The following is a 25,771-nucleotide window of genomic DNA, read 5'->3' as shown; positions in this document are numbered from 1 at the left end:
ATCCGGCCGTGTGAAGGAGCACAGAAGGCCACGCTCCACTGCGGGGTATCGCTCGGCTGCCCTGCACATCCGCCGTGCCGGGTGGCCACCCATCGTGGATGGCTCCGGGTTGCAACTACTGGCTGCTCCGCATCCCCTCGTTGCAACGGCGGTAGAGGCGGGATGGGCACGATGTCCGCCTCTCAGGCGTTCTCGTCATGGATCCGCGCACTCAGATCCTCCGCCCACTCCAGTGCCCACGCCTTGAGTTCGTCGATCTGGCGGGAGGTGAGCCCATACGCGGTGTAGTCCTCATCCTCGTACCAGTCCGCGCCAATGAGCCTGTCCCGGAGGTCTTCAAGGCTGAACTCGTCGTGGACACGACGGCGGCCCAGGGATTCGAGGTCGGCGGTGGAGCGGTGGCGGGAGGCAGCTTGGACGTCGATGAGGTCACGGACGGTGCCGCGGTCGGCGAGGGCACGGACCTTGGTGCCGATCACGTCATCGAGGTGAACAGGGCCGTAGGGGGTCTGAGCGGGAGGGGCCCAGAACGCCGCCTTGAGGACGTCGACCTCGCACTCCTCGCCGGTGTCCGGATCCGTGACGATGAAACGGCCGCTGAGCGGATCGGTCTGGACGTGCGTGGTCCGCCATCCGCGCTCGCTGAGACCCGCTGTGAGTGAGGCGACGATCTCCGGCATCGGAGCGGGGTTCGCGGTGGCGACGTCGAGGTCGCGGCTGAAGCGTTCGACCAGGCCGTGGGCCTGTACGGCGTATCCGCCGATGAGGACCAGAGGGTAGGGGGAGCCGATGTCGAGGATGTCGGCGAGGAGACGCTCGTGGAGCGGAGTGAGCTTCACGCGGCGGTCGTGTCGGCCGGAGCGGTGCGGAGCAGCTCGGGGAAAGCGTCCTCCCAGACCTCGCGGATGTAGGGGCTGATCAAGCGCCGCAGCACGGGCCACTGCTCGGTGAGCAGCCGGTGGTGCAGGAGTGCCACCAGGTCCTCACGGAGTCCTTCGGCGAGGACGGTCCGGTAGAGCGTCATGCGGGACTTCGGACGGTCCAGGCTGTAGCTCGTCCGCCCGGACCAGACGATGTGGAGCGGCAGGTCCACGTTGCCCTCGACGGGGCCGGCCAGCTCCTGCAAGCGCTCGGGCAGTCGGCTGCGGTAGCGGTCCCGCAGTACCTCGGCGCGGGGGGGGGGCGGTGATCGTCGAGTCCATGCATCCAGTATCGCTGCTGGAAGGCGGCGGCATGGCGGAAACGGAGCTCCCCTGTCGTATGTACGGGTCGGGCGTACGTCGTCTCGTTCACCCAAGCGCTGTGGGCCGAGACCCAGGGCACCGGGGTCCGGGTGGTGGCGGTCAGTCCCGGTCCCACGAAGACGCCGATGAACACCCGCGGCACGCGGAGCACCGAGGCGGTCGCCACCACGGTGTTGCGTGCCCTGGCGGGCAACGGACCGGCGGTCATCGACGGCAGAACCAACGCCCTGAACGCTCTCCTGTTCGGAAGGCTGCTGCCGACGCGCCTTTCCCTCGCCGTCGCGCGACGGATCATGGCCAGAAGGGGTGTCTGAGTAGACGTTGAGTCCGTTGCCGAGTCGCGCATACGGTGCCGCCGACCGCGAGCCGGCCCGCGTGTCCAGCGACGCGATCAGCACGGGGTCGGCCGGGGACGAGGGCGCACGGCATGCCGCGCAGCACATCACCGCCGCAGTCCGGGCGGTCAGCAGCGCACCTACGCCTGCCGCGCCGACGGGCATCCGCTCTCGACGCCCTGCTCCCGCTCGGCTCGTTCCTTCCTGCACCGACGCCCTCTGGTGCCGCGTAGCGGCAGCAGAGGGCGTCGGATTCGATCGGCGTCGGCTTGCCCACAGTGGTGTTATCAAGGGTGTATGGAGGCATTCTCCGAACGCCCTCTGAGCCCGGAACGTCATCCGCCCGTCGGCCGCTCGCGCAAAGGTCGCGCTTGCCGGTTGGACCCGCGCAGTGCGGCCGGTCAGGTGTTCCTCCTCCAGGTCGTCATCGTGGTCCTGCTGGTGGTGGCCGCGGTGGTGGGCATGGTGCTCCAGGCGGCGAGTGACGCTCTGCAGCAGGGGCGACGGGAGTCGGTCGTCGCGGCCCAGTCGTTCGCGAGTGCCCCTGGCGTGGCAGCGGCACTGCGGAGCCGGGACCCCTCAGCGGTGCTCCAGCCGCGGGCCGAGGCGGCGCGCAAGCGCACCGGCATGGATTTCGTCGTCGTCATCAGCACGAAGGGGATTCGTTACACCTACCCCTATCCGCAGGAGATCGGGAAGAAGTTCGTCGGCGCCATCGCACCGGCGCTGCAGGGCCGTACCGTCATCGAGCAGGCCGGTGGGCCGCCCCTGCCCGCGGGCCGGGGGACGGACGTCCAGGCGGTGGTTCCGGTGACCGACTCGCGCGGCAAGGTGGTCGGCCTGGTCTCCGCCGGAATCACGGTCAGGAACGTGGTGGGACTGTGGCTGCCGCAGCTGCCGATCATCCTGGCCGGCGGCGCGGTCGCGCTGGCGCTGGCCATGACGGGGACGACGCTGGTGTCCCGGCGGCTGCGGCGGCAGACCTTCGGCCTGGCTCCGGTGGAGCTGGCCCAGTTGTACGAGCACCACGACGCGGTCCTGCACGCGGTGCGGGAAGGGGTGCTGATCACCGGCGCCGACGGACGGCTGCTGTTGGCGAACGACGAGGCGACACGGCTCCTCGGACTGCCGGCTGACGTGCGGGGGCGCTCGGTGCGGGAGCTGGGACTGCCGGAGCCGGTCATGAGCCTGCTGTCGTCGCAGGAGGAGGTCACCGACGAGGTGCGTCGCGCGGGGGACCGACTGCTGGCGGTGAACAAACGGCCGACGTACCCGCGGGGCGACCGGGGAGGCAGCGTGGTGACCCTCCGGGACACCACGGAGCTGGCGGAGATCTCGGGTCGGGCCGAGGTCTCGCGGGAGCGGCTGAAGCTGCTGTACGAGGCCGGGGTGCGGATCGGGACGACGCTGGATGTGAGGCGTACGGCCCAGGAACTGGCCGACGTGGCGGCGCCGCAGTTCGCCGACCTCGTGACGGTGGATCTGCTCGACGCGGTGCTGCGGGGCTGGGAGCCGACGGCGGAGGGCTGGCGGCATCTGCGCCGGGCGGCGATCGGCGGCGATCAGCGCATGACGCCGGTGTATCCGCTGGACGAAGTGATCGCGTTCTCGCCCCGCACCCCGCAGATGCGGACGCTGCAGGAGGGGCGGGGGATGCTGGAGCCGGACCTGCGCCGGTCGGACGGCTGGCGGGAACAGGACCCGGAGCGCGCCCGGAAGGCCCTGGAGGCCGGGCTGCGGTCGCTGGTGGCCGTGCCGCTGCGGGCGCGGAACGTACCGCTGGGCGTGGCGAACTTCTACCGGATGGCGGATTCTCCTGCGTTCGATCCGGAGGATCTCACCTTCGCGGAGGAACTGGCCGTACGGGCGGCGGTGGCCCTCGACAACGCCCGGCGGTTCACCCGGGAGCACACGATGGCGGTGGCGTTGCAACGCAGTCTGCTGCCGCGTGGACAGCCGGAGCAGGACGCGCTGGAGGTGGCCTGGCGGTATCTGCCCTCGGAGGCGGGGGTGGGCGGGGACTGGTTCGACGTCATCCCGCTTCCGGGCGCGCGTGTGGCCCTGGTGATGGGTGACGTCGTCGGTCACGGGCTGCACGCGGCGGCGACGATGGGTCGGCTGCGCACCGCCGTGCACAACTTCTCCACCCTGGACCTGCCCGTGGACGAGGTGCTCGGGAACCTGGACGACCTGGTCGTGCGCATGGACAACGAGAAGAACAGGGGTGATGCCGTGGATGACCAGGAAGGGGAGGGAGTGACCGGAGCGACCTGTCTGTACGCGGTGTACGACCCGGTGGCGGGGACGTGCACGACGGCCCGTACGGGACACCCGGAACCGGTGGTGGTGCGCCCGGACGGGACGGTCACCTGCCTCGGCGTGCCGGTCTCGGCGCCCCTCGGTCTGGGCGGCTACCCCTTCGAGAGCGTCGAGGTGTCCCTGCCGGAGGGTGCACAGCTGGTGCTGTACACCGACGGCTTGGTGGAGAACCGCGCCCACGACTTCGACGTCGGGATGGAGAGGCTGCGCCGGGCTTTGGGCGGGTCCGGGAACCGCACTCCGGAGGAGACGTGTCAGGCGGTGATCGACGCGCTGAAGCCGTCACGCCCCTCCGACGACATCGCGCTGCTGACGGCGCGTACCCGGAGGTTCCCGCGCTCGCGCATGGCCGAGTGGGACGTGCCGCCCGATCCGGCGTTGGTGCCCTCGGTGCGGGCGCGCTGCCGGGAGACGTTGCTGGAGTGGGGGCTGGAGGAGCTCGGATTCGCCACGGAGCTGATCGTCAGCGAGTTGGTCACGAACGCGATCCGGTACGGCTCGCCGCCGGTCGGCGTACGGCTGTTGCACGGACGCTGTCTGATCTGCGAGGTCTCGGACGGCAGCGGTACCTCGCCGCGCCTGCGGCGGGCGGCGGCCACGGACGAAGGGGGGCGGGGGCTCTTTCTGGTGGCGCAGTTCGCGCAGCGATGGGGAACGCGGTACACGACCCGCGGCAAGGTCATCTGGACGGAGCAGCTTCTTCACGACGGCGAATCCCCCGCCTCGGGCGTCGCACCGGTCGACTTCCTCCTCGACCAGTTCGACCTCGACCAGTTCGATGATCCCGGTGTGTGAGCCGACGTTGAGGGGACCGGCGTCCCCCCGCTCGCGTGGCGGCTGACGGGACTCGAACGTCGCCACACCACCCGCGGAGAGCGCTGGGTCATCGGCCGGTCGGGCTGAGGACCGCTGTCACGAGCCGACGCGCGTACGCGGCGTCGAGTCCGTCCGGGCGGAAGAGGATGCGGTACATCAGCGGGGCGACGACGCCGTCGACGACCGTCTCGACGTCCGGCGTGTTCTCCCCGCGTTCTGTCGCACGGGTGAGGATGACGTCGATCTGTTCGGCGGCGTAGGCCGAGCACTGGCCGGCGTTGCTGCCGTCCGGGTCGCCGAGCAGGGCGTCACGGATGTAGGCGCGGCCGGCGGGGGAGGACATCTCGTCGAGGAACTGCTCGGCCCAGGCCGTCAGGTCGGCCGGCAGGGCGCCGTGGTCCCCGGGCTCGGTCTCGGGCCGCAGACGCTCGACCGCCACGTCCGACAACAGCTCCTGCAGGTCCCCCCAGCGGCGGTAGATCGTCGACGGTGTCACGCCCGCGCGCTGGGCGATCATCGGTACCGTCAGGGCGTCGCGGCCCACCTCCGAGGCGAGTTCGCGCACGGCGGCGTGCACCGATGCCTGGACCCGGGCGCTGCGCCCACCGGGGCGTACCATCTGCCTGCTCATGGAACCCACCTTAAAGCGAAATCATTGCGTCTAGTGACCCGCTGGGCCACCGTGCGACGGCCTCTCTCGCTGCCAGTCGTGTGGTTCGGCGTCGAAAGCCGGTGAGTGCCCGACGGCTGTGGCACAGCCGTCGGGCACTCGCGCTGCCCGTGCGATGCTGCCGGGTCCCGTCCTTCGTTCACGCCGCGTGGGCGAGGTCGTGGGCGGGCTGGGTCTGCTCGTAGGCGTGGCCGACCCGTAGGAGTACGTCCTCTTGGAGCGGTCGCCCGAGCAGCTGCATGCCGATCGGCAGCCCCGCCGTGTCGTGGCCGACCGGCATGGACAGGGACGGTACTCCGGTGATGTTGGCGGGGGACGACAGGCGCACGTAGGCGTCGGAGACGCCCTCGACGGTGCCGTCGGCCCAGGTGATCGTCTCCTGGCCGGCCCTGACGGCGGTCGCCGGGACGGTGGGGGCGGCGATCACGTCGACCTCCGTGAGCATGCGGGCCCATTCCTGCCGCATGAGGGTGCGGGAGCGCTGGGCACGCAGGTAGTCTCCGGCGGGCATCAGTTCGCCGGCCTCGAGGAGGACGCGGACGTCGTCCTGGTAGAGCTCCGGGACCGTGCGCAGACTCGCCTCGTGGTAGGCGGTGGCCTCGGGCACCATCAGACCCCACTGCGTGGCCTGGATGTAGCGCGTCATGGGGATCTCCACCTCGACGAGGCGTGCTCCGAGCGCCTGAAGCTGGTCGATGGCACGCCGGACGGCGGCTTCGACCTCGGGGGCGACCCGGTCGAAGTAGTAGGTGCGCGGCACGCCGACCCGCAGCCCCGTCAGGTCCGTGCCCGCATCCGGCCGGTAGTCCGTGGCGGGTGTGGTCAGGGAGGCGGGGTCGCGCGGGTCGTGCCCGGCCAGGGCGGCCAGGACCAGGGCCGCGTCCTCGACCGTGCGGACGATCGGGCCGACGTGGTCCAGCGACCAGGACAGGGACGTGACACCGTGCCGGGGGACGAGCCCGTAGGTCGGCTTGAGGCCGACGACCCCGTTGAGCGCGGCGGGCACCCTGATGGATCCGCCGGTGTCGGTGCCCAGGGCGAAGGTGGCCATGCCCGCGGCGACGGCAACGGCGGACCCGCCACTGGATCCGCCGGCAACCCGGCCTGTGTCCCAGGCGTTGTGGGTCTGTGGGGTGGTCAGGCCGTAGGCGAACTCGTGCGTGTGCGTCTTGCCCAGCAGGACCGCACCGGCCTCCGCCAGGCGCGCGGCGACCGTGCTGTCGGTCTGCGCACTGTGATCGCCACGGACCCGGGAGCTGGCCGTTGTCGCCGCGCCCGCGACGTCGATCAGATCTTTGACGCCCATGGGGATGCCGTGCAGCGGACCGAGGTAACGGCCGGCCGCGATGTCGTGTTCGGCTGCACGCGCGGCAGTGCGGGTGCGCTCGGCGGTGACGGTGACGTAGGCCCGAAGGCGCGGCTCCGCCTGCGCGATGCGCTCAAGGACCGAGTCCGCCAGCTCGACGGGGGACAGCTGGCGTGCCCGGATCGCGTCGGCGGCTGCGGTCAGGGACAGCTCATGCGGCTGCATCGGGCTTCTCCTGTTCCGCGCGGTAGGCGGGGGCGGGCGGGGTCTCCCCGAAGTCCAGCTCCCGCAGGACCGCGACGACGGAGTGGATGTGGTGGGCGGTGGCCGCGACCGCGGCGTGGCGGTCGGCAGGCAGCGGGAGCCCGGCGCGGGCGGCCCAGCGGGCCGCTTCCGGCGGGGTGAGCTCTACGGCGGACATGGATCTCTCTCTTCTCGGGCTCTTCTCGGGCCGAAGCGGCGAAGCGCCCACTTCAGCTGCAAAAGCTAAGTATTTGCGTTAGTCCATCGTAAGGTCTACGGTTCCTTAAAGCAAACTCATTGCTTTAAGTGCATGAGGAGTCCCATGCCCACCGTCACACCCCGAGCTCCCGCGCCACGCCGCCCCTACCGAGCCGCCCGCCCCCGCACGGCCAACCGCGCGGCGTCCTTCGTACTGAACGCCTCGGTCCTGGCCGCACTCCTCGCGGCATCCAGTGCACCCACCCCGCTCTACCCCCGTTACCAGGACGCCTGGCACCTGTCCGCGCTCACCATCACCGTGGTGTTCAGCGCCTACGCTCTGGCCCTGCTGCTGGCCCTGCTCACCACCGGAGCACTCTCCGACCACCTGGGACGACGCCCCGTCCTGGTGGGCGCCCTGGCGGTGGAGGCCGCCTCCATGGTGCTGCTGGCCTCGGCGGACGGGGCCGGCGCACTGACCGCCGCCCGCGTCCTGCAGGGGGCGGCCACCGGCGCGGCCGCCAGCGCCGCGGGCGCGGCCCTCCTCGACCTGGAAAACCCCCGGCGTCCGGGCCGGTCCGCCCTGACCAACAGCATCGCCCCGGCGGCGGGCATGGCCGCCGGCGTGCTGGCCTCCACCCTTTTCATCCGTTTCGTGCCCGCCCCCACGGTCACCGTGTACGTCGTGCTCGCGGTCCTCTTCGCCGCCCAGGCGGTCGCGGTCATGTTCACGACGGAGACGGCCCGCCCGCACCCCGGCGCCCTGAGTTCGCTGCGCCCTGAGCTCGCCGTGCCCCCGTCGGCGCATCGTGCTCTGCTGGCGGCCGGTACCGGTGTCGTCGCCGTCTGGGCCCTGGGCGGCTTCTACTCCTCCCTCGGGCCGGCGCTCGTGCGCCTGGTGGCACCCGGTGCCCCGCAGGCGGCCGGCGGCATGGTCTTCTTCACGCTGACCGCCGCGGCCACGCTCACCGGGTGGATTCTGCGGCGTACGGCGCCGTACGCCGCCGCCACCGGCGGGAGCCTGGCCGTCGTTCCCGCCGCGGCCCTGACGCTGAGCGGTCTGCACGGCGCCGGGCTGCCCGCCGTCTACGGCGGCGCGGCCCTGGCCGGGATCGCCTTCGGCGCCGTCTCCCAAGGGGCGCTGCGCATGACACTCGCCTCCCTCGACGCGCAGGACCGTGCCGCGACCCTGGCCGCCTACTACGTCCTCAGCTACCTCTCCATGAGCCTGCCCGCCATCGCCGCGGGCGCCGCCACCCAGCACTATGGGCTGCGCGCCGCCGCCCATGCCTATGCCATCGCCGCCGCTCTGCTCGCCGTCGCGGCCCTGGCCGCACTCACCGCGTCAAGGGGCAGGACAGTCCACCACGCGCACAACGACCTTCCGTAACGAGACCCGGAGGACAGAACGATCATGAGCACTGCCCACCACAACCACCCGGCCACCGACCTGACCGCCGCCCCCTCCTGGACCGTGGGCGACGTCACCGTCCACCGCATCGACGAGGTCCTCCTGCCGCCCGCCACCGGACCGTGGTTGCTGCCCGACGCCACCCCGGACCTCGTCGCCGCGCAGGACTGGCTGCGTCCCCACTTCGCCGACGACGAGGGCACCCTCCGCATCGACAGCCACAGCTTCGCGTTCACCCTCGGCGGCCTGCGCATCCTGGTCGACACCGGCATCGGCAACGGCAAGGAGCGGGCCAATCCCGCCTGGCATGGCCTGGATACCGACTACCTGGAGCGCCTGGCCGTCGCCGGATTCCCCCCGGACTCGGTCGACCTGGTGATCCTCACCCACCTGCACGCCGACCACGTCGGCTGGAACACACGGGAGGCGGACGGCGATTGGGTGCCCACCTTCCCCCACGCCCGTTACCTGACCTCCCGCACCGAGCGGGAGTTCTGGGCCGGGTACGACATGGACGAGGCACGCGAGCAGATGTTCCGCGACTCCGTGATCCCGGTCGAGGAGGCGGGACTGCTCGACCGCGTCGACGTCCCCGCCGAGGGCATCGACGTCACCCCCGGCCTGCGCCTGCTCCCCACCCCCGGCCACACCCCCGGCCACGTCGCCGTCGAGCTGACCAGCCACGGCCGGACGGCACTGATCACCGGCGACTGCATCCACCACCCCGTCCAGTTCGCCCACCCGGCCATCGGTGCCTGCGTCGACATCGACCCAGAGCAGTCCGAGACCTCGCGCCGGACACTGCTCGCCTCGCTCGCCGACACGGACACCCTCGTCCTGGGCACCCACTTCGCACCGCCCACGGCCGGCCGCGTCGTTTCCCACGAGGGCGGCTACCGGCTCTCGCCCGTCCCCGCCGGCTCGCACTGACCCGGCGACGGTCCGGGCGGTGTCCATCAGGGGAGCGTTATCCGCTTGTCGAGTGGCGCGTCTTCGCGGTGCCTCGGCACGGCCGGGCAGGCGTCGGGCAGGTCGCCGGTGGCTCGACCGTCGCCCGCGCGCATCACCACGCGGTAGGCGGCTCTCAGAGCGTAATGACGGCGGCCGGCAGCTCGCCTGTCAGGATGGACGTCCTTCGGCAGGGCCGGGGCCCGGAACTACGTGCCCGGGACAGCAAGCATGCGCCTACGAACCCTGGTCCTTGCTGGGGGCGACCGGGAAGGATGCCTCGTCGCGGCCCGTGCCGTCGGTGATCCACCACCTGTCCTCGCCGAGAAGGGCCAGTTCCGCGCGGCCGTCGCCGTCCCAGTCCTGGACGGCGAAGAGCGTGCCGTCGGGGCCGTCGTCACCCGGCGCGGACCGCTTGGTGGAGCGCCAGGGCTTCGATCCGAGCCCGTGCTCGGAGCCGCCCCGCAGCACCTCGATCCGCGCGTCCCCCGCCTCCTTCTTCTTGGTGAGCTGTACCGCCAGGTCGTCGCAGCCATCGCCGTTGAAGTCCCCGACGGCGAGCCTGGCGCCGAAGCCCTCCTTGAAGTCGCCGCCGTCCATGGTGACCCACTTCCCCGGCTCCTTCCCGTAGCGGACGCTGACCTGGCCGCGCCGGTGAGGTGTGTCGACCTCGTCGTAGCTGTCGACGAAGCTCCGGCCCATGGCGATGTCCTGGCGCCCGTCGCCGTGGAAGTCGCCGAAGACGATGTTCTCGCCCTCCGGCAGCCGCTCGGGTTCCTTGCTCAGGCCGTCGGCGGTACGGGCGCCGCCCGTGAACAGCAGGGGCGGATCCCACGGAGAGTTGTAGAGCGCGAGATCGGTGGCGCGGTCGTCGTTCGCGTCCCCGGCGACCAGCACGGGTGACGTGCCCTCGTGGACCGGGCTGGGGATCTCCACGGTCCTGACCGGGGCGCCGGAGCGCTTGAACGGTCCCTTGAGGACAACCAGTTCCCGAGCCGCGTTCGAGTCCCTGAACACCGCGAGGTCGGTGTGGCTGTCCCCGTCGAAGTCGCCGGCGACCGGCGCGGTGCTGTATCCGCTGCCCGGTAGCGGCACACGCCCGTGTGCTCCGCCGACCCGCGGTCCCTCGGGGCCTCCCCACAGGACCTGGGCGGCGCCGCTCACGACGAGGTCGGCGTGGCCGTCCTCATCCAGGTCGGCGACGGTGGGCTGCAACGGGTCGTCACCCGTCTGGACGTCGTGCGGCACACCGAGGTCGTCGTGGGCGAAGACGGTCGTGCGGGCGGGGTCAGGACCGTGCTCGGAACCGGGCACGACGAACACGTCGAAGTTCTCCGTCTCGGAGATCTCGTGCACCAGATCGACGAAGCCGTCCCCGTCGAGGTCGGGGGGCGCGGGCGTGGTCTCGCGCGCCGAATCGACGGCCCGGCAGGGGCTGTTGGGGACCGCACGCGCGCCGCCGGACGGCCGAAGGACGAGGAACGCCAGCACCGCCACCACTACGAGGGAGGCCACCACGGCGTGCCACATGCGCAAGTAGCGGAAGAACGGACCGCCAGCTGTCGGACAGTGCATCAGCCCACTTCACGGGTGTGGACGCGGCCCGCACAAGGAAGCAGATCATTTCGTTGCGGGGGTGATGCACGACGGTCCTGCCATCGCCCGGGGCACCGGGTGCCGTCGGGGCGCTCAGCCGGCACGTCGACGTCAGCACGCGACCGCTGTGCGACGAGTACCGGCTGAGCCGGGGGAGAGACACGGCAGGCGACGGTCTCCCCCGGTGAGCCGCGAGGGCGTCGACGTGAGCCTGACTCCCGCCCCGGCGCCTGCCCCGCCTCCGCCGCCAGCCGCCAGCCGCCAGCCGCCAGCCGCCAGCCGCCAGCGTATGACGGGTGCTGGCGGCGACGCCGTGCGATGTCGGCTCCACCGACCTCCCCCAGCCACCGACGCGTCGGCCCGTGCCCGCCGCCCGGCCTGATCGGCTCCAGCGGCGCGGCCATCTCCATGCCGAGTCCCTTCCGGCGCGCGACCGACCGCGACGGCACGTCGTCGCCACCACGAGGGACACCTACAGCGAGGCGTCCGCCTCGCCGGGGCGGACGGCGTCGGAGCGCAGGCCGGCGGCCGGGCGGTCGCCGCGCGTCGTCAGCAGTCCGAGCAGCGCGACGATGACGATCGTCGCGCCGAGGCTGACCCAGCCGGCCCCCAGGTCCAGACCGTCCTGACGGGACGAGGACAGCCAGTCGGTGACGGACGCGCCGAGCGGGCGGGTGATGACGTAGGCCGACCAGAACGCGGTAACGGTGCCCAGCTCCGCCCAGCGGTGCGCGGCGGCCGGGACGGCGATGGCGATGGCGAACACCACGATCGAACCCAGGTACCCCAGGTGCAGCATGTCGGCTGTCAGATCGCCGGCGACGGTGCCGAGGACGAAGGTGGTCGTCACCATCGACCAGTAGAAGCGTTCGCGCCGCGGTGTGGTGATGCTGTGCACATCCAGGGTCTTCTCCCGGGCATACCACCGGACGAAGATGACGGCCAGCACGATCGAGAACCCCACCGTCGTCACCGGGTACGGAAGGCCGACCAGGAAGGTGAGGGCGTCGGCCACCATGGTGCCGAAGACGGCCACCATGGTCACGGCCGACCAGTAGATCCAGAGGTGGTAGCGGTCGCTGCGGAACTGGACGATCAACGCGATCGCCAACGCGGTCGCGCCCGAGCCCAGGGCGAGTCCCGGATTCATGTGGCCGACAAGGAAATCCGAGAAGGTCTCGCCCATCCCGGTGGTGAGGATCTTGACGACCCAGAACAGGGCCGTGATTTCCGGGACCTTGACGGCGAGGCGTCCCGCGGACGCGGCGGCAGATGTCCGAGCGCCGGGCGCTGCAATACGCATGATGATCCGTTCTCTCTGCTCATTCGCTGATAGGAAGGGCACACAGCGAGCGGTGACGTCCACAGAGGGACGATGGTGTGGCCTGGCCGATACCGAAGACGCGCTCGGCCGTGCGGTGGCGGATCACGTCTGTCGGCCGTCGGGCAACGGACGTGGTCCGCTGGAAGGCGACCCGCGGCCGCGGGATCCTCCGTTGTTCGGCTGGGTGATCGCCCGTCAGCAGACCTTCGTTCACGCGAACCGAGCGCGGGACCCGCCCGAGCGCCTCGCGTCCGGATCACCGATGCCGTTCGGGTCCGGCCAGTGCCGGTCCACCCTGGTCAGCGCGGTCTGCGCCGGGGAACCGGGGATGGAATCGGTGTTCTGGAATGAGCCGGGGAACAGCAGTCCCAGCCCGACAACGGCTGCCAGGGCGACCAGCCATCCGATCAGCGTCGTGCGCCACCGGCGGGCACCGAAAGCGCCCAGCCGGTACAGGAACGTAGCCATGACCACATCTCTCATCAGGGGGTGGAAGCGACATGGCTGATGCTGGTCGGGGCACTTGACGGCCGACGCACCCCGTGCCTGACGGTTCCTTGACGGTTTGGGCGAGACGGCGCGGAGCGTTCGCCGACGCCTGCGAACGGGACGGGGAAGGAGTACGAGCGCGGTCGGCAGCAGTGCGGACACCGCTCGCCACGCTGCGTTCCGCTGCGACACCCGACGCCGGCACCCCGCCTCGGACAACGCTCCCCGATCGTCGACGAGAAGGACCCCGAGGTCCCGGGGCACAGAACCCGGCGTACCGCCCGCCTCGTCCACCGGCGGCCATGGTCATGGCGGGGCGACCGCTGCCGCCCTCAGCGCCTGGTGCCTGCACCCGGTCTCGCCATCAACACACCTCTAGCGTTGGCCTCGACCGTTCATGAGCCGTCGTCGGGTCGCTGACGACTCCATCCTTGTGTGGTGCGGATGTTCCGAGGCCGGGGCAGGCTGAGGGTTTCGGCGGCCGTGTACTCCTCGACCGCCATGACCCTCATGCCCGCCGTCCGCCGTCGACCGACAGCGCGATCCCGGTGATGTAGGACGCGGCGTCCGAGCAGAGCCAAACCGCGGCTGCGGCGGCCTCTTCCGATGTGGCCATCCGGCCGAGTGGGGTGATCGCCTCCTGCATCGCGATCAAGTCGGTGCCGGCCGCCACCCTTTCGAAGCCGGGTGTACGGGTCGGGCCGGGGCAGACGGCGTTGACGCGGATGTTGTGCGGTGCGTAGTCCACGGCGGCGACCTTGGTGAGCCCGACGATGCCGTGCTTGGCGGCCACATAGGCAGGGGCGGTCGGGATTGCGTACAGGCCGCCGTTGGAGGCGACGTTGACGATCGCGCCGCCGCCGCGGCTGCGCAGGGCGGGCAGCTCGTACTTCATGCAGAGGAAGGTCCCGCCCAGGTTGACGTGGGTCACGCGCTCGAACTCCGCCAGCGGCATCTGGTCGAGCTGCCGGTGGTGTGAGTCCAGGCCGGCGTTGTTCACGGCGAAGTCGAGGCCGCCGTACGTCTCGACCGTGCGTTCGACGGCTGTCCGCACCGCGTCCTCGTCGGCGATGTCGACGCTGAGTGCCAGTGCCTCTCCCCCCTCCTTCCTGATCATTTCGGTGGTCTCGACGGCTGTTGCCTCGTTGATGTCGGTGACGGTGACGGTGGCGCCCTGCCGGGCCAGCTCGATCGCCGTCGCGCGGCCGATTCCGCTTCCAGCACCCGTCACGAGTCCGATTTTTCCTGCGAAGTTGCTCATGATGACCTTCCGATGCAGTTACTCGCACCAGGCGATGCCTGATTCGCCCGGGCGACCTTGTTTCGGGGTACCGCGACGGCCGGCGGCCGTTGACCTCGGCGTGCCGGACGAGGGGTAGCGCCCTGTCACGCGTCGGTGCCGGGCACGGCCGTCCACCCAACCGCGATCGCGGTTGCCGATGGCGGTTCGCTTCCGCCCTGGGGACAACGGGGGTTGCCGCGTCAACCGATGGCTAACTCAGGGGTACGACGATTCCGGTACCGTGCCGGCCCGTCTCGGCCTCGTCCAGCAACAAGGAGGCCAGCGTGACCCGGGAGATTCGGGGCGGCAGCAGCGGACGCCGCAGGTCCGCCAGTGGCACGATGTGGCGGGTAGGGCTGAGAGGGCCATCGGTGACGTCCGGGGCGTGGAACACCGTAGCGCCGGCATCCAGGGCGATCTGGTCGGCCTCGACCTTCTCGGCCAGCTCCGAGCCGACGAACATCCGCATCACCCCCGCATAGATCAGCCCACCCGATCGACTCGACACGCCCGAGCCCAGTGCGCCGAGCCATACCGTCGCGCGAACGTTCGCCGCCGCGAGCACCCTGGCCCCGGCGACCAGTGCGCCCGGGCCGTCGCCCTTACCGATACCGATGGCAGAGACGGCCACGTCGACGTCGGTCAGGTCGGGGAAGCCCTGCTGGACGGTGACATCGGCCTTCCGGACCTCGACCTGCCGCGACGCAGGCACGGTGACCTTGGCCGGCGTGCGAACCAGGGCCACGACCTCGTGTCCCCGTTCCAGCGCTTCGTCGACGAGCGCGCTGCCGGTCCGCCCTGACGCTCCGAGTACGGCTATGCGCATGATCTTTCACCCTTTAACTGAACAACTGTTGGTTACTTAAGTAAACAACCGTTGGTTAGTGATGTCAAGGCGTGAGCTGCCTGTACGGTGAACATCTGTTGCTCAACTGTTCGCACCGGTCAGAAGGAGGCGAAGATGTCGTCTCAGGAGCGCTCCGCTCCCCGTCGCCGCAATCCACGCGGGCAGGGGCAGGTCCTCAAGGCCCAGCTCGTGGACGCCGCGGCGAAGCTGCTCTCCACCCTTGATCAGCCGGAGACGCTGACGCTGCGGCAGGTGGCGCGTGAGGTCGGGGTGGCACCTGCCAGCATTTACAGCCACTTCCCCGACCTGAGCGCATTGATCCAGCACGTGCTGCGGCTGCGCTATGAGGAACTGGCCCGTTTGATGGACCAGGCCGCGCAGTCGGCCCCGGATCCACTGGCCGACCTCGTCGCCCGGTGCGCGGCCTACGTACGCTGGGGAGTCGGCCAGCCCGGCCATTACCGCACTCTCTTCGGCGGACGGATGCCGGACGACCTCGTCCCCGGATCGGCGCACGGCGCCGGGGCCGAACCGCTCGAGGCCGTCGTGACCTCCCTGGCGGCCGCCGCCGAGGGAGAGCGCAGGCAGCCCTCGGCGGAGCAGCAGTGGCAGGCCGGCCTCATGCTGTGGACCGCGCTGCACGGCCTGGTCAGCCTTTACAACGACCACGGGAACCTTCCCTGGCCACCCCTGGACGACCTGATCGCCGACCTGCTCAGCCTGCACACGGCCCGCCCGGCAGACGAGATCGCGGCCCTCCTGCCCCCGTGCGAGGATGGCCCGGGCTCGGCCCCGGACTCCATCTGACTGCTGATCACGAGCCGGGGAGTATGCGATGCCCGTGTCCGCCTCCTCCCCCGTCGGCGCGGCGGCTGAGAGCAGGACAAGTAGGGGGCGGCAGAACAGGGTGTCGCACCGGCGGGGTCTGGCGCTCCTGTTCGGCGAGCATCCCACGGCTGCCGAGCGGCCGCCCGCCACGCCGTCTTCTCCGGACCGGACCCCCTGCCCGAGCTGGGTGACCTTGCCGACGAGGCGCTGCGGTCAGATGCGCAGCACACGCCTGGCGTTCAGATGGGCGATCTTCTCCTTCACCTGGGACGGCAGGTCAGCCTTCTCGATCGAGGCCACCGCGTCGGCCGTGACCTCGTACGGGTAGTCGACCGCGAACATGACCGCGTCGGCCCCCATGGTCAGCACGGCGGCTTGTACGGCCTCCGGGGCCAGTACCCCGCTCGTGGTGATCAGGATGTTGCTCCCGAAGTACTGCGACGGCATCCGCTGGAGCGGCTCGTCGACCCGGAGCGAGCGGTAGCGCGAGTCGATGCGGGAGCGTTGGAACGGCAGGAACTCGCCGAGGTGCCCGAGGATCAGGGTGGCGGCGGGGTGCCGGTCGAACACTCCGGCATAGATCAGCCGCATGGCGTGGCCGCCGGTTTCGGCCTGCCAGCTCCAGCTGGCCCCGTACATCTCGGGCCGTCCGCGCATCACGTGCCAGTCGTCGCAGGGCAGCGAGCCGGGATGCAGGTACAACGGCACACGGAGCTCTTCCAGCGCGCTCCACAGTTCGTCATATGCGGGATCGTCCAGGTATCGGCCCTGCGTGTGGTCATTGACCAAGGCACCTTTGAATCCGAGCTGCTCGACGCAGCGTTGGAGTTCGGTCACGGCGGCGGCAGGGTCCTGCAGGGGCAGGGCGGCGAACCCCCTGAAGCGGGTGGGGTGGCGGGCGACGGTCTGGGCGAGGAAGTCGTTGGCGAACCGGGCGTTGTCGACGGCGGCGCCGGCGTCGGTGTCGGCCTGGATGCCGGGGACGCTCAGCGACAGGACCTGAATGTCGATGCCGTGTGCGTCCATGTCGGGAAGACGGTGCTCCTCAAAGTCACCCAGACGTCGTCCCCAGTCCTTCACGTACTGGTCGCTGACCTGGATCTTCTGGGGCGACGAGGGTTGACGCGAGAACAACTCCGGGATGATGAAGGCTTCTTCCAACGCGATGTAGGTCATTGCGGGGCTCCTCGGTCGTGCCTTGTGGTGGTGTGGCCGGCCCCGGGGCAGCGTTCGATGCTCGTACGGTGAGCGGCGCCGATCCGTGCGTACCAGTCGATGAGTTCTGGTCTGTCGACGCTGCCGGGGTCGACCACGGTGTCCTGAGCGTCTCCGCGCAGCAGACGTTTCACGGGGACTTCGAGTTTCTTGCCGGTGCGGGTGTGCGGGATACCGGGGGCTTGGATGATCTCGTCGGGTACGTGGCGGGGGGAGGCTCCGTGGCGTATGGCGTGGCGGATCTTCTCGCGCAGCACGTCGTCGACGTCGGTGCCGTCGGTGGTGGTGACGAACAACGGCATCCAGTAGTCGCCGCCGTCCTGCTCGATCCCGACGACGAGAGCTTCCGCGATCTCCTCGAGCTCCTCCACCGGGCCGTATATGTCGCTGCTGCCCATGCGTATGCCGTGGCGGTTCAGGGTCGCGTCGGACCGGCCATGCATGATCACCGAGCCCTGTTCGGTGATGGTGATCCAGTCGCCGTGCCGCCACACTCCCGGGTACACGTCGAAGTAGGCGTCGCGGTAGCGGGAGCCGTCCGGATCGTCCCAGAAGAAGAGCGGCATCGACGGCATCGGCCGGAGTACTACCAGTTCCCCCACCTCGCCCCGCACCGGCTTCCCGTCCGGGCCGAAGGCTTCCACGGACACGCCCAGGCAGGGGGCGGACAGCTCCCCGGCCCAGACCGGCGTGGTGGGCGTGGCACCGAGGAACGCGGTGACCACGTCGGTGCCGCCGCTGGTGCACATCACCTGTGCCCGGGGCCCGAGTTCACCGGCGACCCAGTGCTGCAGGTCGCCGGGGAACGTCGAACCGGTGACGCCCAGGCGCTCGAGCGAGGCCGGACAGTGGTCGGTGAGCCGCACGCCGGCCTTGCGACACGCCGCCAGGTAGCCGGGGCTGGTACCCAGGACCTTCACCTCCAGGCCGGCCGCGAGCCGCCAGAGCGCATCAGTATCGGGATACGTCGGGCTGCCCTCGTAACACACGGCTGTGGCACCCAGGAGCAGACCGGCGACCAGGACGTTCCACATCATCCAGCTCGGCGTGGTGTGCCACAGCAGGCGGTCCCCGGCGCGCAGGCCAAGCTGCAGGCCCAGGTTTTTGAGGTGCTCGAGCACCACCCCGCCGTGCCCGTGCACGATGCCCTTCGGCCGGCCGGTCGTGCCCGAGGAGAACACGACCCACAGCGGATGGTCGAACGGGACGGGGCGGGGTGCGAAGTCGGCGTCGTGCTCGGTGAGCGCGGACCACCCAAGGGCGTCGGGCACCCGTGCCGCGTCACCCACGACGATGGTAGCCGCCAGGGTCGGCAGTGCGTCGCGCAGGGCTTGTACGTCGGGGCAGCGGTCGATGTGCTTCCCGCCGTGCAGGAAGCCGGTCGCTGCGATCAGCACGGTCGGCTGGAGTTGTGTGAACCGTGCTTCGGCCGCGGCCGCGGTGTAGTCCTGCCCGCACACCGCCCAGGTCGCGCCCACGCTGGCAGTGGCGAGGAAGGCTGCGATGGCCTGTACCCCGTTGGGGAGGTATCCCACCACCCGGTCACCCATGCGCACGCCAAGTCCGGCGAGTGCCTGGGCGAGTGAGGCGACCTGGCGGCGCAGTTGGTCCCAGGTGATGGCCACCGGGCCGGTGTCCTCGGTCACCGTGATGACGGCGGTGTCGGTGCCGGTCCGGTCGCGGAACACCTCGGCCGCGTAGTTCAGCGTGCTACCGGGGAACCACACGCTTCCCGGCATGGCCTCGGTCGCCAGCGCGGGTCCCGCTGGGCGCTCGGGCAGACGGAAGTAGTCCCACACCGCGGCCCAGAAGCCGTTCACGTCGTCGACCGACCACGCCCACAACGTGTGGTAGTCACCGCTCAGGTCACGTCCTGCGTGCCGAGAGGCGAACCGCGCGAAGTCGGTGATCCGGGCATTTTCGACAGCCTGTGTCGTCGGGGTCCAGTCCGGTGGCTTCGTGCTCATGAGGTGCCCCCCGCCTTTGCTACGTCGAGCAGTGCGACCGTCGTGTGCACTGCCTTTGTGGCCATGGCCTCGCCCAAGGGAAGGCCATGGGTGTCGGCGAGGGTGACGAAGAGCCGGTTCCCGCCGTCGCCGCAGCATGCGATCGGCAGCAGCGTCCCGGTGCCGATCGAGGTGACCAGCTCGTTCTCCCGCACCAGGGCGACGGCGTGTCCGGTCGTGGTGGCCACCCAGACTCCGTCCTGTGTCGCCCAGATTCCGTCCGGCCGGACGTCGTCGCCGATCAGATGGGCGAGGTCGGCGTAGGTGCGACGGTCCGTGAGGGCGCCGTCGTCTGCGACGGTGAAGGCGGTCAGTCGTTGCCGGGTGGTCTCGGCGACCACCAGGGTGCGGCCGTCGCCGGCGAAGGCCAGCCCGTTGGGGAACTCGACGTCTTCGGCGGCCACGTGTACCGCTCCGTCCGCAGCAACGCGCAGCAGCCGACCCGGCCGCAATGGCTCACCGGTGTGCGCGGCGAAGCCGACGTCATCCACGTAAAGGTTGCCGTGCGGGTCGCCGACCATGTCGCCGAGCGGACCGGTGGCCACCGCGCTCAGGTCCGCGTAGGTGTCGAATCGCTCACCGGTCCACACGCCGATACGCCGTTGATGCATCATGGCCCCGACCAGCCGCCCGTCCGGCAGGAACCACAGGCCGTTGGGGACGGCATCCAGCGCAACGCCGCGCCAGGGGCCGTCGTGGTCGGTCCACAGCTTTCCGCCCTGGGTGTCGGACAGCCACAGTGCACCGCGCTGCCAGCGGGGGCCCTCCCCCCACGTCATTCCGGCCGCGTACTCCTTCACGCGCCCACCCCCTGTACCGATGCCACCCGCGCCAGGTCGCGGGTGGCCCGTTCCAGTTCCGCCGTGTCGGCGACGAGCGCGAAGGTGTAGCGATCCGGACGGATGATCGCCGCTGCCGCCGAGTGTTCGGCCAGCCAGCGGTCGATGACCGGCCCCGTCTCCGGGACGGCCACTACGCCGAGTTGGCGCCACAGCTGCTGCACGTCCACGGACACGGCGGAGGTGATCTCCGGCTTCCCCACGACGGTGAAGCCGTATCCGCTCACATCGTCCAGCCTCTCCCCGTTCGCGCCGCGTGGCTGCGGGCTCAGTTGCCCGATGGCTCCGCCGGGCCGGGCAACCACGCCTGGCCCCAGCAGCGGCCGGTACCTCTCGATCGTCTGCGTTCCGTTCAGCTCCGGGAACGCGCCCATTCCGAGGGCTTCGATCAGGTTGGACTGCCGGGCGGATTCCTCGATGTAAGGGCGCACGTGCGCAGCCCGCTCGCTTTCGTAGGTGTCGAGCAGGGCTTGGGGACTTTCGCCCTTGACCACGGCGGCGAGCTTCCATGCCACGTTCGCGGCATCGCGCAGCCCGGAGCACATGCCCTGGCCGAGCATGGGAGGCATTTCGTGCGCGGCGTCGCCGGCGAGCAGCAGGCGGCCGGACCGCCAGCCGTGCACGAGCCGGGCGTGCCACTCGTAGGTGTCCGTACGCATGATGCGGTAGCTGCCCGGTTCCAGCCAGCGGCTCAGCAGGTCGTACACCGACTGCGGTCGTTCGAGCTCTGCCGCGTCGTCCTCGTCGAGCAGCATGAACTCGAAGCGGAGCATGGGCGGGAAGATCGGGACGTAGGTCACGGGCCGCTTCCCCTCGCACCAGATGAATCCGCTGTCCGCCGGGAGCTGTGCAGGGTGTTCGAAGGGGTGGATGTCGATGATGAGGGAACGCTGAGTGCCGTGGAGGTCCTCGACTTCGGCGTTCATCGCCTGCCGGACGAAGGAGTTGGCGCCGTCCGAGCCGACGGCGTAGCCGGCCGTGAGAGTGGTTTCGGCTCCGGTCGACCGGTCGAGCAGCGTGAGCCGCACCGCTTCGTCGTCCTGCTCGATCGCGGTGGCCGTCCAGCCGAACCAGAGGTCTGCGTTCGCGTCGGCCGCCAGCAGACCCCGCAGCCGCGACTCGAAGTCAGGCTGGTGGAACTGGTAGTCGGTGCGCCAGCCCTGGTCGGATTCCTCCTCGGGCAGCGTCTGCTGGAGGAAGGCCTGCCCGTCCTCCCGGTGCAGTGTCCAGGCGGCTTGGCGCAGGAACCGGTGTTCCATGTCCTGCGCGCCGAGGGTCTGCAGAAGGCGCATGGTCTCGTCGTCGAGATGCGTGGCGCGCGGATGCTGGCAGACGAGCCGGTTCGGGTCGATGGCGGCGACCCGGAGCCCCTTCATGGCCAACAGTCGTGCGAGAGCCAGTCCGACCGGGCCGCAGCCGACGACGGCGACGTCGTAGGTATCCATGATGCGCTCTTTCATTGTGTGTGTCCGGCCGTCGGCTCTTTGGCGCGCGGCGCGGGGGCGAGACGGCCCTGGTTCCGGGATGTCCGTCCGCCGACAGCCAGGGCGAGGGCTGCGCCGAGGACGGCGGGGACGGCGAAGAGGACGAAGTTCCAGCGGGGTTCCAGGCCGGCCGCGAGGATCCAGCCGCCGAACGTGGGGCCGGCGATGGCGCCGATGCGACCCACCCCGAGCGCGACACCCACCGCGCTGGCCCTTGCGGTCACCGGGTAGGAACGTGAGATGTACACGTTGATCAGTCCCTGGACGCCGACCGCGCCGCAGCCGCCGACTGTCACGATGCCGTAGAGCACCGGCAGCGGCAGTCGGGCGCTCATGGCCACGATCGCGGCGGCTCCGAGGGCGAAACTGGCCGTGATCGGGCCCCTCGATCCGGCACGGTCGGCCAGCAGCGCCATCGCGAGCCCGCCGACGGTGGCACCGAGGTTCAGCAGCACGAGGAAGGTCCCTGAGTCCTGCAGCGGATGGTCCGCCGTCTGCATCAGCCGCGGCAGCCAGGTGTTCATGCCGAAGATGAGCAAGAACGACAGGGCCGCCATGGCACAGAACATCAGGGTGATACCACGGTAGGGCGGTCTGAGCACCAGCCGGACACCACGGTTGCCGAGGTCCGGGGTCGACGCGCTGACCGCCTGGTGGTACTCCGTGGACTCGGGCAGCCAGACGAAGGCCATGGGCAGCAGAAGCAGACCGGCGATGCCGCCGACCAGGTACTCCTGGTGGAAACCGTGCCCACTCAGCAGTGTGTTGGCGACGAGGGCCGCGAACGAACCGCCGATGGCGGTCCCGCACTGGACGATGCCCGAGTAGAGGTTCTTTCGCCTGTCCGGGGCCAGTTCGAAGATCAGTGGGCCCATCGCCGGGTAGATCGCACCGACACCGAGCCCGACGACGAGTCGGCCGGCGCCGAACAGTGCGGGAAGGGGTGCCGCGGCGCAGGCGAACATCCCGGCACTGACCACCGCGATACTGATCAGGGTCGTGCGGCGCCGGCCGAACCGGTCGGTGAACTGGCCGACCAGCAGGGAGCCGACGAGCATGCCGATCGGAGTGAGGCTGCCGAGCAGGCCGACGAAGGCGACGGAGAGGTGCCAGGGACGGTAGCCCAGCAGCAGCGGAGTGGTCGCACCGTAGGCGACGAGGTCGAAGCCCTCCAGTGTCATCACAGCCAGGCCCACGGCGAGTGCGGTGCCTGACCGCGATGAAGGGCCCGGGGACGGTCGGCCGCGCCGACGGACGAAGGCTGGTGTGCTCAATGTTCCGGCTCCGGTTTCAGCGGTCTCACCCGTCGCGACTGCTGACCGCGGCGCTGCGGGAAAGGGGCGTGGGTGTCTGTGTGCGGCTCGCCGACGGCGGGTCGGCGCAGGAATGCGGTTCGGGGCTCATCCGGGTGATGCGGGCGGGGCAACGCGCCTCGTCGCGGTGTACGGTGCCGGGCGCTCTCAGTTGTTGGCCTTATGGGCGCCTGCCATCAGCGCGGCCAGGTCTTCGGGAGCGAGGAACGACGGCGGCGGCGGAGGCCCCCAGGTGTAGAGCGCCTGCATTCCTTCGAAGGATCGTGGCGTCCACAGCTGGTCGTCGACGATGCAGTCCATGTCGGCGTAGTACTCGCTGAAGTTGCCGGCCGGATCCTTGAGGTACCAGAAGAAGTTCGAGCCGATGTGATGGCGGCCGAGCCCCCACACATGGCGTTCCGGGTGCTCGGTGAGCATGCGCGTGGCGCCCCGGCCCACCTCGTCGACATCCGTCACCTGCCAGGAGGTGTGGTGCAGGAAGTTGAGCGGCGCCTGCTGCACCAGGACGTTGTGGTGGTCGGTGGAGCAGCGCAGGAACGCGGCTGAGCCGGGCACGACATCACTGACCTTGAATCCGAGTCCTTCGGTGAAGAACCGCTGTGTCGAGTCCTGTTCCACCGAACCTATGACGACGTGGCCCAGGGCCAGGGGCCGGACCGGGTCGGTGCGGGAGAGTACGGGTGCTCGGGTGCCGGCACGGTCGAGGCGTCCGGGACCGTTGTACGGGGTGGCCGGCACGGTGATCCGGGTCAGCCGGGGTGCGATGCGCACGTCCACCGAGATACCGGCGACGGGTTCCGTGGTGCGCAGGGCGTCGGCGTCGCGTTCGCAGGACAGCTCGAGCCGTTCCAGGTTCGCGGCGATCCGGTCCAGGTCGTCGCCGTCCTCGGCGGCGACCGTCATCGCCAGCAGGCGCCGGACGGGGGAATGTTCGAGGAGGAACTGTTCACCGCCTTCGACGGTGGCGAACCGTCCGGGTGCCACCTGTTCGAGTCCGAAGTCGACGTAGTAGTCGGCAGCCTCGGGCACGTTCGGCACGCCGACGGTGAGTGACTGCAGTCGGTGCAAGGCCATGGTGGTGCCCTTCTCTCAGGCGGCGACGCAGGTCTGCCGGAGCTGTCCTATGCCCTCGATGCGGGTGATGACCTCGTCTCCTGGCCTCAGATAGCGCTGGGGGGTGCGGGCGTGTCCGACTCCCGCGGGAGTGCCGGTGAAGATCAGGTCGCCCGGCAGCAACGGGCAGACCGCCGACAGCCTTTCGATCAACTCGGCGACCGGGAAGATCATCGACGAGGTGCGGGACTTCTGGACGCTCTCCCCGTTGACGAGGCATTCGATCGCCAGGTCGTCCGGATCCGCGAACTCGTCGGCCGTGACCAGTACCGGCCCGGTCGGCGCGAAGCCGGGGAAGGACTTGCCCAGGGAGAACTGCGGGACGGGGCCGACGGACTGCACCTCGCGCTCGGAGTAGTCCTGCCCCGCGGTCAGCCCGGCCACGTAGGACCAGGCGTCCCCGGCGGCCACGTGCTCCGCCCGGCGCCCCATCACCACCACAAGTTCGGCTTCCCAGTCGACGCGGCCGCTGGGCAGCCTCAGCTGCGTGTCCGGGCCGGTGAGGGCCGTGGCGAACTTGGTGAAGACCGACGGGGACTCAGGCGCCGCGAGGCCGGCCTCTTCGGCGTGGCAACGGTAGTTCAATCCGATCGCGAACACCTGCCGCGGCGTCGGCGAAACACCGCCGTCCGGCCCGGTCGCTCCGTGGGCGCCTGCAGGCTCCATCTTTGCAGCCCACGACCGGAACGCGTCCCACTCCTCGAACACCGCCAGCGGATCAGCCGAAAACCGACCAGCACTGGCCTGCTCGACATCGATCACCGCCGCTCCGGTCACCAGACACATCCGTCCGGATCGGGTCGTCGTCCTCATGGTGCGCTGCCTCCGGTGCTCTTGGTGCTGGACGTCTGGAGTCAACGCCCTCTCCGTCGATACGTCAATGAAATCTCGAGATTTTTATAAAATAACCAGGTGGGTTAGTATCTTCGACATGACCACGACCCGCCCCATGACCCGCGCCGAGGAGATCTACAAGCGGCTGCGCGCGGACATCCTCAACGGACGGCACGAGCCCGGTTCACGTCTGCGCGTGGAGGCCCTGAAGGACACCTACGGCGCCAGCAGCGGGGTACTACGGGAGGCGCTGCCCCGGCTGGTCGGCCAGGGACTGGCGACCTTCGCGCCGCAGCAAGGGTTCCGGGTCGTCACCGTCTCCCCGGAGCGCCTGCAGGAGCTGACCGAGGCCCGCGTATTCATCGAGACCCACGTGGTCCAGGAGTCCGTCGCCGCCGGCACCATCGAGTGGGAGTCCGATCTGCTGGCGGCACACCACCATCTCGCCCGCACTCCGTACTTCAGCGACGACGGAGCCCTCAGCGACCGCTGGCTGAACGCCCACGCCCGCTTCCACCGCGTCCTGCTGGAGGGATGTCCCAACCGGCAGCTGCGGGACATCGCCGCACAGCTGCGCGATGCCGCCGAGGTCTACCGCTGCTGGGCCCGCACACCGGCCGAGCACAGCCACCGCGATGTCGCCGCAGAACACAAGATGATCTGCGATCGCGCCATCGCCCGGGATGCACCAGGCGTCGTCGAGGCACTCAGCCAGCACATCAACATCACCTCGCAACTACTGCTCGACGATTACGAACAGCACGAGGAAAAGGGCAAGCAGGACCCCGGCCCCCCGTCTGGTTGGTGAAAGAAACACGCTGGTCAGCGAGCCTGCCTCGCGCCGTGGCCTCTGCGGCGGTCGTTCACCGCGCCCAGGCAGTCGGTGTCGTCCAAGAGGTCGCGCAGACAGGCTGCGCCGGGGGCCCTGGCAGCAAGGCACCGCCCGTCACGAGATCCCGCCCGCGACCAGGTAACGGACCGCGTTCGGCAGCTGCCGGTGACAGTAACCCTCGGCCGTCCGCCCCGCCCCTGAAACCAGGCCGACACCGGCAACAACGGCCGGACCTCCGCCCACTCCGCGTCCGTCATGTCCGACGGATACCAGCGAACC

23 protein-coding genes are annotated in these 25,771 nt (G+C 70.2%); 6 read left to right on the top strand and 17 right to left on the bottom strand.

The features are described 5' to 3' along the window. Positions 1–182: 182 nt before the first annotated feature. Both AB0958_RS11255 and AB0958_RS11250 read right to left on the bottom strand, forming a co-directional pair. Entirely contained in the window at positions 183–839 is a 657-nt protein-coding gene (locus AB0958_RS11255; RefSeq protein ID WP_366890103.1) for a nucleotidyl transferase AbiEii/AbiGii toxin family protein, read from the bottom strand. Beyond that, positions 836–1,210, bottom strand: a complete 375-nt coding sequence (locus tag AB0958_RS11250) for a hypothetical protein (protein WP_366890158.1) — start codon at positions 1,208–1,210, stop codon at positions 836–838. Before AB0958_RS11250 ends, AB0958_RS11255 begins: the two co-directional genes overlap by 4 nt. Positions 1,211–1,369: 159 nt before the next feature. Between AB0958_RS11250 and AB0958_RS11245 the strand changes: the two genes are divergently transcribed. Both AB0958_RS11245 and AB0958_RS11240 read left to right on the top strand, forming a co-directional pair. Next, complete coding sequence (locus AB0958_RS11245) at positions 1,370–1,558, top strand: hypothetical protein (RefSeq protein WP_366890101.1); 189 nt, start codon at positions 1,370–1,372, stop codon at positions 1,556–1,558. Between the two features lie 318 nt (positions 1,559–1,876). Continuing rightward, positions 1,877–4,693, top strand: coding sequence for a SpoIIE family protein phosphatase (locus AB0958_RS11240; protein WP_366890100.1), 2,817 nt, complete (start codon positions 1,877–1,879; stop codon positions 4,691–4,693). Positions 4,694–4,781: 88 nt separating this feature from the next. Here the strand turns inward: AB0958_RS11240 and AB0958_RS11235 are convergent, their stop codons facing one another. The 3 genes from AB0958_RS11235 to AB0958_RS11225 all read right to left on the bottom strand — a co-directional run bounded on the left by AB0958_RS11235 (position 4,782) and on the right by AB0958_RS11225 (position 7,111). After that, complete coding sequence (locus tag AB0958_RS11235; RefSeq protein WP_366890099.1) at positions 4,782–5,345, bottom strand: TetR/AcrR family transcriptional regulator; 564 nt, start codon at positions 5,343–5,345, stop codon at positions 4,782–4,784. 178 nt (positions 5,346–5,523) lie between these two features. Continuing rightward, positions 5,524–6,915 (bottom strand): amidase, encoded by a 1,392-nt coding sequence (locus AB0958_RS11230; RefSeq protein WP_366890098.1) that lies wholly within the window; start codon positions 6,913–6,915, stop codon positions 5,524–5,526. Continuing rightward, the gene (locus tag AB0958_RS11225; protein ID WP_366890096.1) at positions 6,902–7,111 is read right to left on the bottom strand and encodes a hypothetical protein; all 210 of its coding nucleotides are present in this window, start codon (positions 7,109–7,111) and stop codon (positions 6,902–6,904) included. Before AB0958_RS11225 ends, AB0958_RS11230 begins: the two co-directional genes overlap by 14 nt. A 144-nt stretch (positions 7,112–7,255) precedes the next feature. On the opposite strand from AB0958_RS11225, the gene AB0958_RS11220 reads away from it, so the two are divergent. Then, entirely contained in the window at positions 7,256–8,521 is a 1,266-nt protein-coding gene (locus AB0958_RS11220) for an MFS transporter (protein WP_366890095.1), read from the top strand. 24 nt (positions 8,522–8,545) lie between these two features. Then, complete coding sequence (locus AB0958_RS11215) at positions 8,546–9,472, top strand: MBL fold metallo-hydrolase (RefSeq protein ID WP_366890094.1); 927 nt, start codon at positions 8,546–8,548, stop codon at positions 9,470–9,472. Between the two features lie 255 nt (positions 9,473–9,727). On the opposite strand, the gene AB0958_RS11210 is transcribed toward AB0958_RS11215, so the two are convergent. The 5 genes from AB0958_RS11210 to AB0958_RS11190 form a co-directional block, all read right to left on the bottom strand. Continuing rightward, positions 9,728–11,065: an FG-GAP and VCBS repeat-containing protein gene (locus AB0958_RS11210; RefSeq protein WP_366890093.1), complete on the bottom strand. Its 1,338-nt coding sequence runs from the start codon at positions 11,063–11,065 to the stop codon at positions 9,728–9,730. A gap of 493 nt (positions 11,066–11,558) precedes the next feature. Further along, positions 11,559–12,389: a hypothetical protein gene (locus tag AB0958_RS11205; protein WP_366890091.1), complete on the bottom strand. Its 831-nt coding sequence runs from the start codon at positions 12,387–12,389 to the stop codon at positions 11,559–11,561. Positions 12,390–12,620: 231 nt separating this feature from the next. Further along, positions 12,621–12,878 carry a hypothetical protein gene (locus AB0958_RS11200; RefSeq protein WP_366890090.1) on the bottom strand — a complete coding sequence of 86 codons (258 nt, stop codon included), beginning with the start codon at positions 12,876–12,878 and terminating at the stop codon, positions 12,621–12,623. A gap of 529 nt (positions 12,879–13,407) precedes the next feature. After that, positions 13,408–14,160 (bottom strand): SDR family oxidoreductase, encoded by a 753-nt coding sequence (locus AB0958_RS11195; protein ID WP_366890089.1) that lies wholly within the window; start codon positions 14,158–14,160, stop codon positions 13,408–13,410. A gap of 232 nt (positions 14,161–14,392) precedes the next feature. Next, positions 14,393–15,007, bottom strand: coding sequence for an NAD(P)H-binding protein (locus AB0958_RS11190; RefSeq protein ID WP_366890088.1), 615 nt, complete (start codon positions 15,005–15,007; stop codon positions 14,393–14,395). Between the two features lie 135 nt (positions 15,008–15,142). Between AB0958_RS11190 and AB0958_RS11185 the strand changes: the two genes are divergently transcribed. Beyond that, positions 15,143–15,835: a TetR/AcrR family transcriptional regulator gene (locus AB0958_RS11185; protein ID WP_366890087.1), complete on the top strand. Its 693-nt coding sequence runs from the start codon at positions 15,143–15,145 to the stop codon at positions 15,833–15,835. 234 nt (positions 15,836–16,069) lie between these two features. Here the strand turns inward: AB0958_RS11185 and AB0958_RS11180 are convergent, their stop codons facing one another. The 7 genes from AB0958_RS11180 to AB0958_RS11150 form a co-directional block, all read right to left on the bottom strand. Further along, positions 16,070–17,032 carry an amidohydrolase family protein gene (locus tag AB0958_RS11180; protein ID WP_366890086.1) on the bottom strand — a complete coding sequence of 321 codons (963 nt, stop codon included), beginning with the start codon at positions 17,030–17,032 and terminating at the stop codon, positions 16,070–16,072. Next, on the bottom strand, positions 17,029–19,038 hold the full coding sequence (locus AB0958_RS11175) for an acetoacetate--CoA ligase (RefSeq protein ID WP_366890085.1): 2,010 nt from the start codon (positions 19,036–19,038) through the stop codon (positions 17,029–17,031). The genes AB0958_RS11180 and AB0958_RS11175 overlap by 4 nt, the downstream gene beginning before the upstream one ends. Next, positions 19,035–19,856, bottom strand: coding sequence for an SMP-30/gluconolactonase/LRE family protein (locus AB0958_RS11170; protein WP_366890084.1), 822 nt, complete (start codon positions 19,854–19,856; stop codon positions 19,035–19,037). The genes AB0958_RS11175 and AB0958_RS11170 overlap by 4 nt, the downstream gene beginning before the upstream one ends. A 17-nt stretch (positions 19,857–19,873) precedes the next feature. Then, positions 19,874–21,361: a bifunctional 3-(3-hydroxy-phenyl)propionate/3-hydroxycinnamic acid hydroxylase gene (locus AB0958_RS11165; RefSeq protein WP_366890083.1), complete on the bottom strand. Its 1,488-nt coding sequence runs from the start codon at positions 21,359–21,361 to the stop codon at positions 19,874–19,876. An 11-nt stretch (positions 21,362–21,372) separates the two neighbouring features. Then, positions 21,373–22,596, bottom strand: a complete 1,224-nt coding sequence (locus AB0958_RS11160) for an MFS transporter (RefSeq protein ID WP_366890082.1) — start codon at positions 22,594–22,596, stop codon at positions 21,373–21,375. A gap of 264 nt (positions 22,597–22,860) precedes the next feature. Next, a complete protein-coding gene (locus AB0958_RS11155) occupies positions 22,861–23,787 on the bottom strand; it encodes a VOC family protein (protein WP_366890081.1) in 927 nt (308 codons plus the stop codon). Between the two features lie 15 nt (positions 23,788–23,802). Beyond that, complete coding sequence (locus tag AB0958_RS11150) at positions 23,803–24,639, bottom strand: fumarylacetoacetate hydrolase family protein (protein ID WP_366890080.1); 837 nt, start codon at positions 24,637–24,639, stop codon at positions 23,803–23,805. A gap of 118 nt (positions 24,640–24,757) precedes the next feature. Here AB0958_RS11150 and AB0958_RS11145 point away from each other — a divergent pair, with 118 nt between their 5' ends. Further along, positions 24,758–25,468, top strand: a complete 711-nt coding sequence (locus AB0958_RS11145) for a GntR family transcriptional regulator (protein WP_358982913.1) — start codon at positions 24,758–24,760, stop codon at positions 25,466–25,468. Positions 25,469–25,771: the final 303 nt, after the last annotated feature.

The sequence above is a fragment of the Streptomyces sp. NPDC006655 genome (assembly GCF_040703965.1).
Classification (GTDB): Bacteria; Actinomycetota; Actinomycetes; order Streptomycetales; family Streptomycetaceae; genus Streptomyces.
Note: the sequence above shows the minus strand (reverse complement) of the source record. Positions and strands in the feature narration are given on the sequence as shown.

Bases quoted from the DNA above. Each gene is read 5' to 3' on its own strand.
- AB0958_RS11245 (WP_366890101.1), top strand. From the start codon at position 1,370: ATGAACACCCGCGGCACGCGGAGCACCGAGGCGGTCGCCACCACGGTG.
- AB0958_RS11240 (WP_366890100.1), top strand. From the start codon at position 1,877: ATGGAGGCATTCTCCGAACGCCCTCTGAGCCCGGAACGTCATCCGCCC.
- AB0958_RS11235 (WP_366890099.1), bottom strand. From the start codon at position 5,345: ATGAGCAGGCAGATGGTACGCCCCGGTGGGCGCAGCGCCCGGGTCCAG.
- AB0958_RS11230 (WP_366890098.1), bottom strand. From the start codon at position 6,915: ATGCAGCCGCATGAGCTGTCCCTGACCGCAGCCGCCGACGCGATCCGG.
- AB0958_RS11225 (WP_366890096.1), bottom strand. From the start codon at position 7,111: ATGTCCGCCGTAGAGCTCACCCCGCCGGAAGCGGCCCGCTGGGCCGCC.
- AB0958_RS11220 (WP_366890095.1), top strand. From the start codon at position 7,256: ATGCCCACCGTCACACCCCGAGCTCCCGCGCCACGCCGCCCCTACCGA.
- AB0958_RS11215 (WP_366890094.1), top strand. From the start codon at position 8,546: ATGAGCACTGCCCACCACAACCACCCGGCCACCGACCTGACCGCCGCC.
- AB0958_RS11210 (WP_366890093.1), bottom strand. From the start codon at position 11,065: ATGCACTGTCCGACAGCTGGCGGTCCGTTCTTCCGCTACTTGCGCATG.
- AB0958_RS11205 (WP_366890091.1), bottom strand. From the start codon at position 12,389: ATGCGTATTGCAGCGCCCGGCGCTCGGACATCTGCCGCCGCGTCCGCG.
- AB0958_RS11200 (WP_366890090.1), bottom strand. From the start codon at position 12,878: ATGGCTACGTTCCTGTACCGGCTGGGCGCTTTCGGTGCCCGCCGGTGG.
- AB0958_RS11195 (WP_366890089.1), bottom strand. From the start codon at position 14,160: ATGAGCAACTTCGCAGGAAAAATCGGACTCGTGACGGGTGCTGGAAGC.
- AB0958_RS11190 (WP_366890088.1), bottom strand. From the start codon at position 15,007: ATGCGCATAGCCGTACTCGGAGCGTCAGGGCGGACCGGCAGCGCGCTC.
- AB0958_RS11185 (WP_366890087.1), top strand. From the start codon at position 15,143: ATGTCGTCTCAGGAGCGCTCCGCTCCCCGTCGCCGCAATCCACGCGGG.
- AB0958_RS11180 (WP_366890086.1), bottom strand. From the start codon at position 17,032: ATGACCTACATCGCGTTGGAAGAAGCCTTCATCATCCCGGAGTTGTTC.
- AB0958_RS11175 (WP_366890085.1), bottom strand. From the start codon at position 19,038: ATGAGCACGAAGCCACCGGACTGGACCCCGACGACACAGGCTGTCGAA.
- AB0958_RS11170 (WP_366890084.1), bottom strand. From the start codon at position 19,856: ATGACGTGGGGGGAGGGCCCCCGCTGGCAGCGCGGTGCACTGTGGCTG.
- AB0958_RS11165 (WP_366890083.1), bottom strand. From the start codon at position 21,361: ATGGATACCTACGACGTCGCCGTCGTCGGCTGCGGCCCGGTCGGACTG.
- AB0958_RS11155 (WP_366890081.1), bottom strand. From the start codon at position 23,787: ATGGCCTTGCACCGACTGCAGTCACTCACCGTCGGCGTGCCGAACGTG.
- AB0958_RS11150 (WP_366890080.1), bottom strand. From the start codon at position 24,639: ATGAGGACGACGACCCGATCCGGACGGATGTGTCTGGTGACCGGAGCG.
- AB0958_RS11145 (WP_358982913.1), top strand. From the start codon at position 24,758: ATGACCACGACCCGCCCCATGACCCGCGCCGAGGAGATCTACAAGCGG.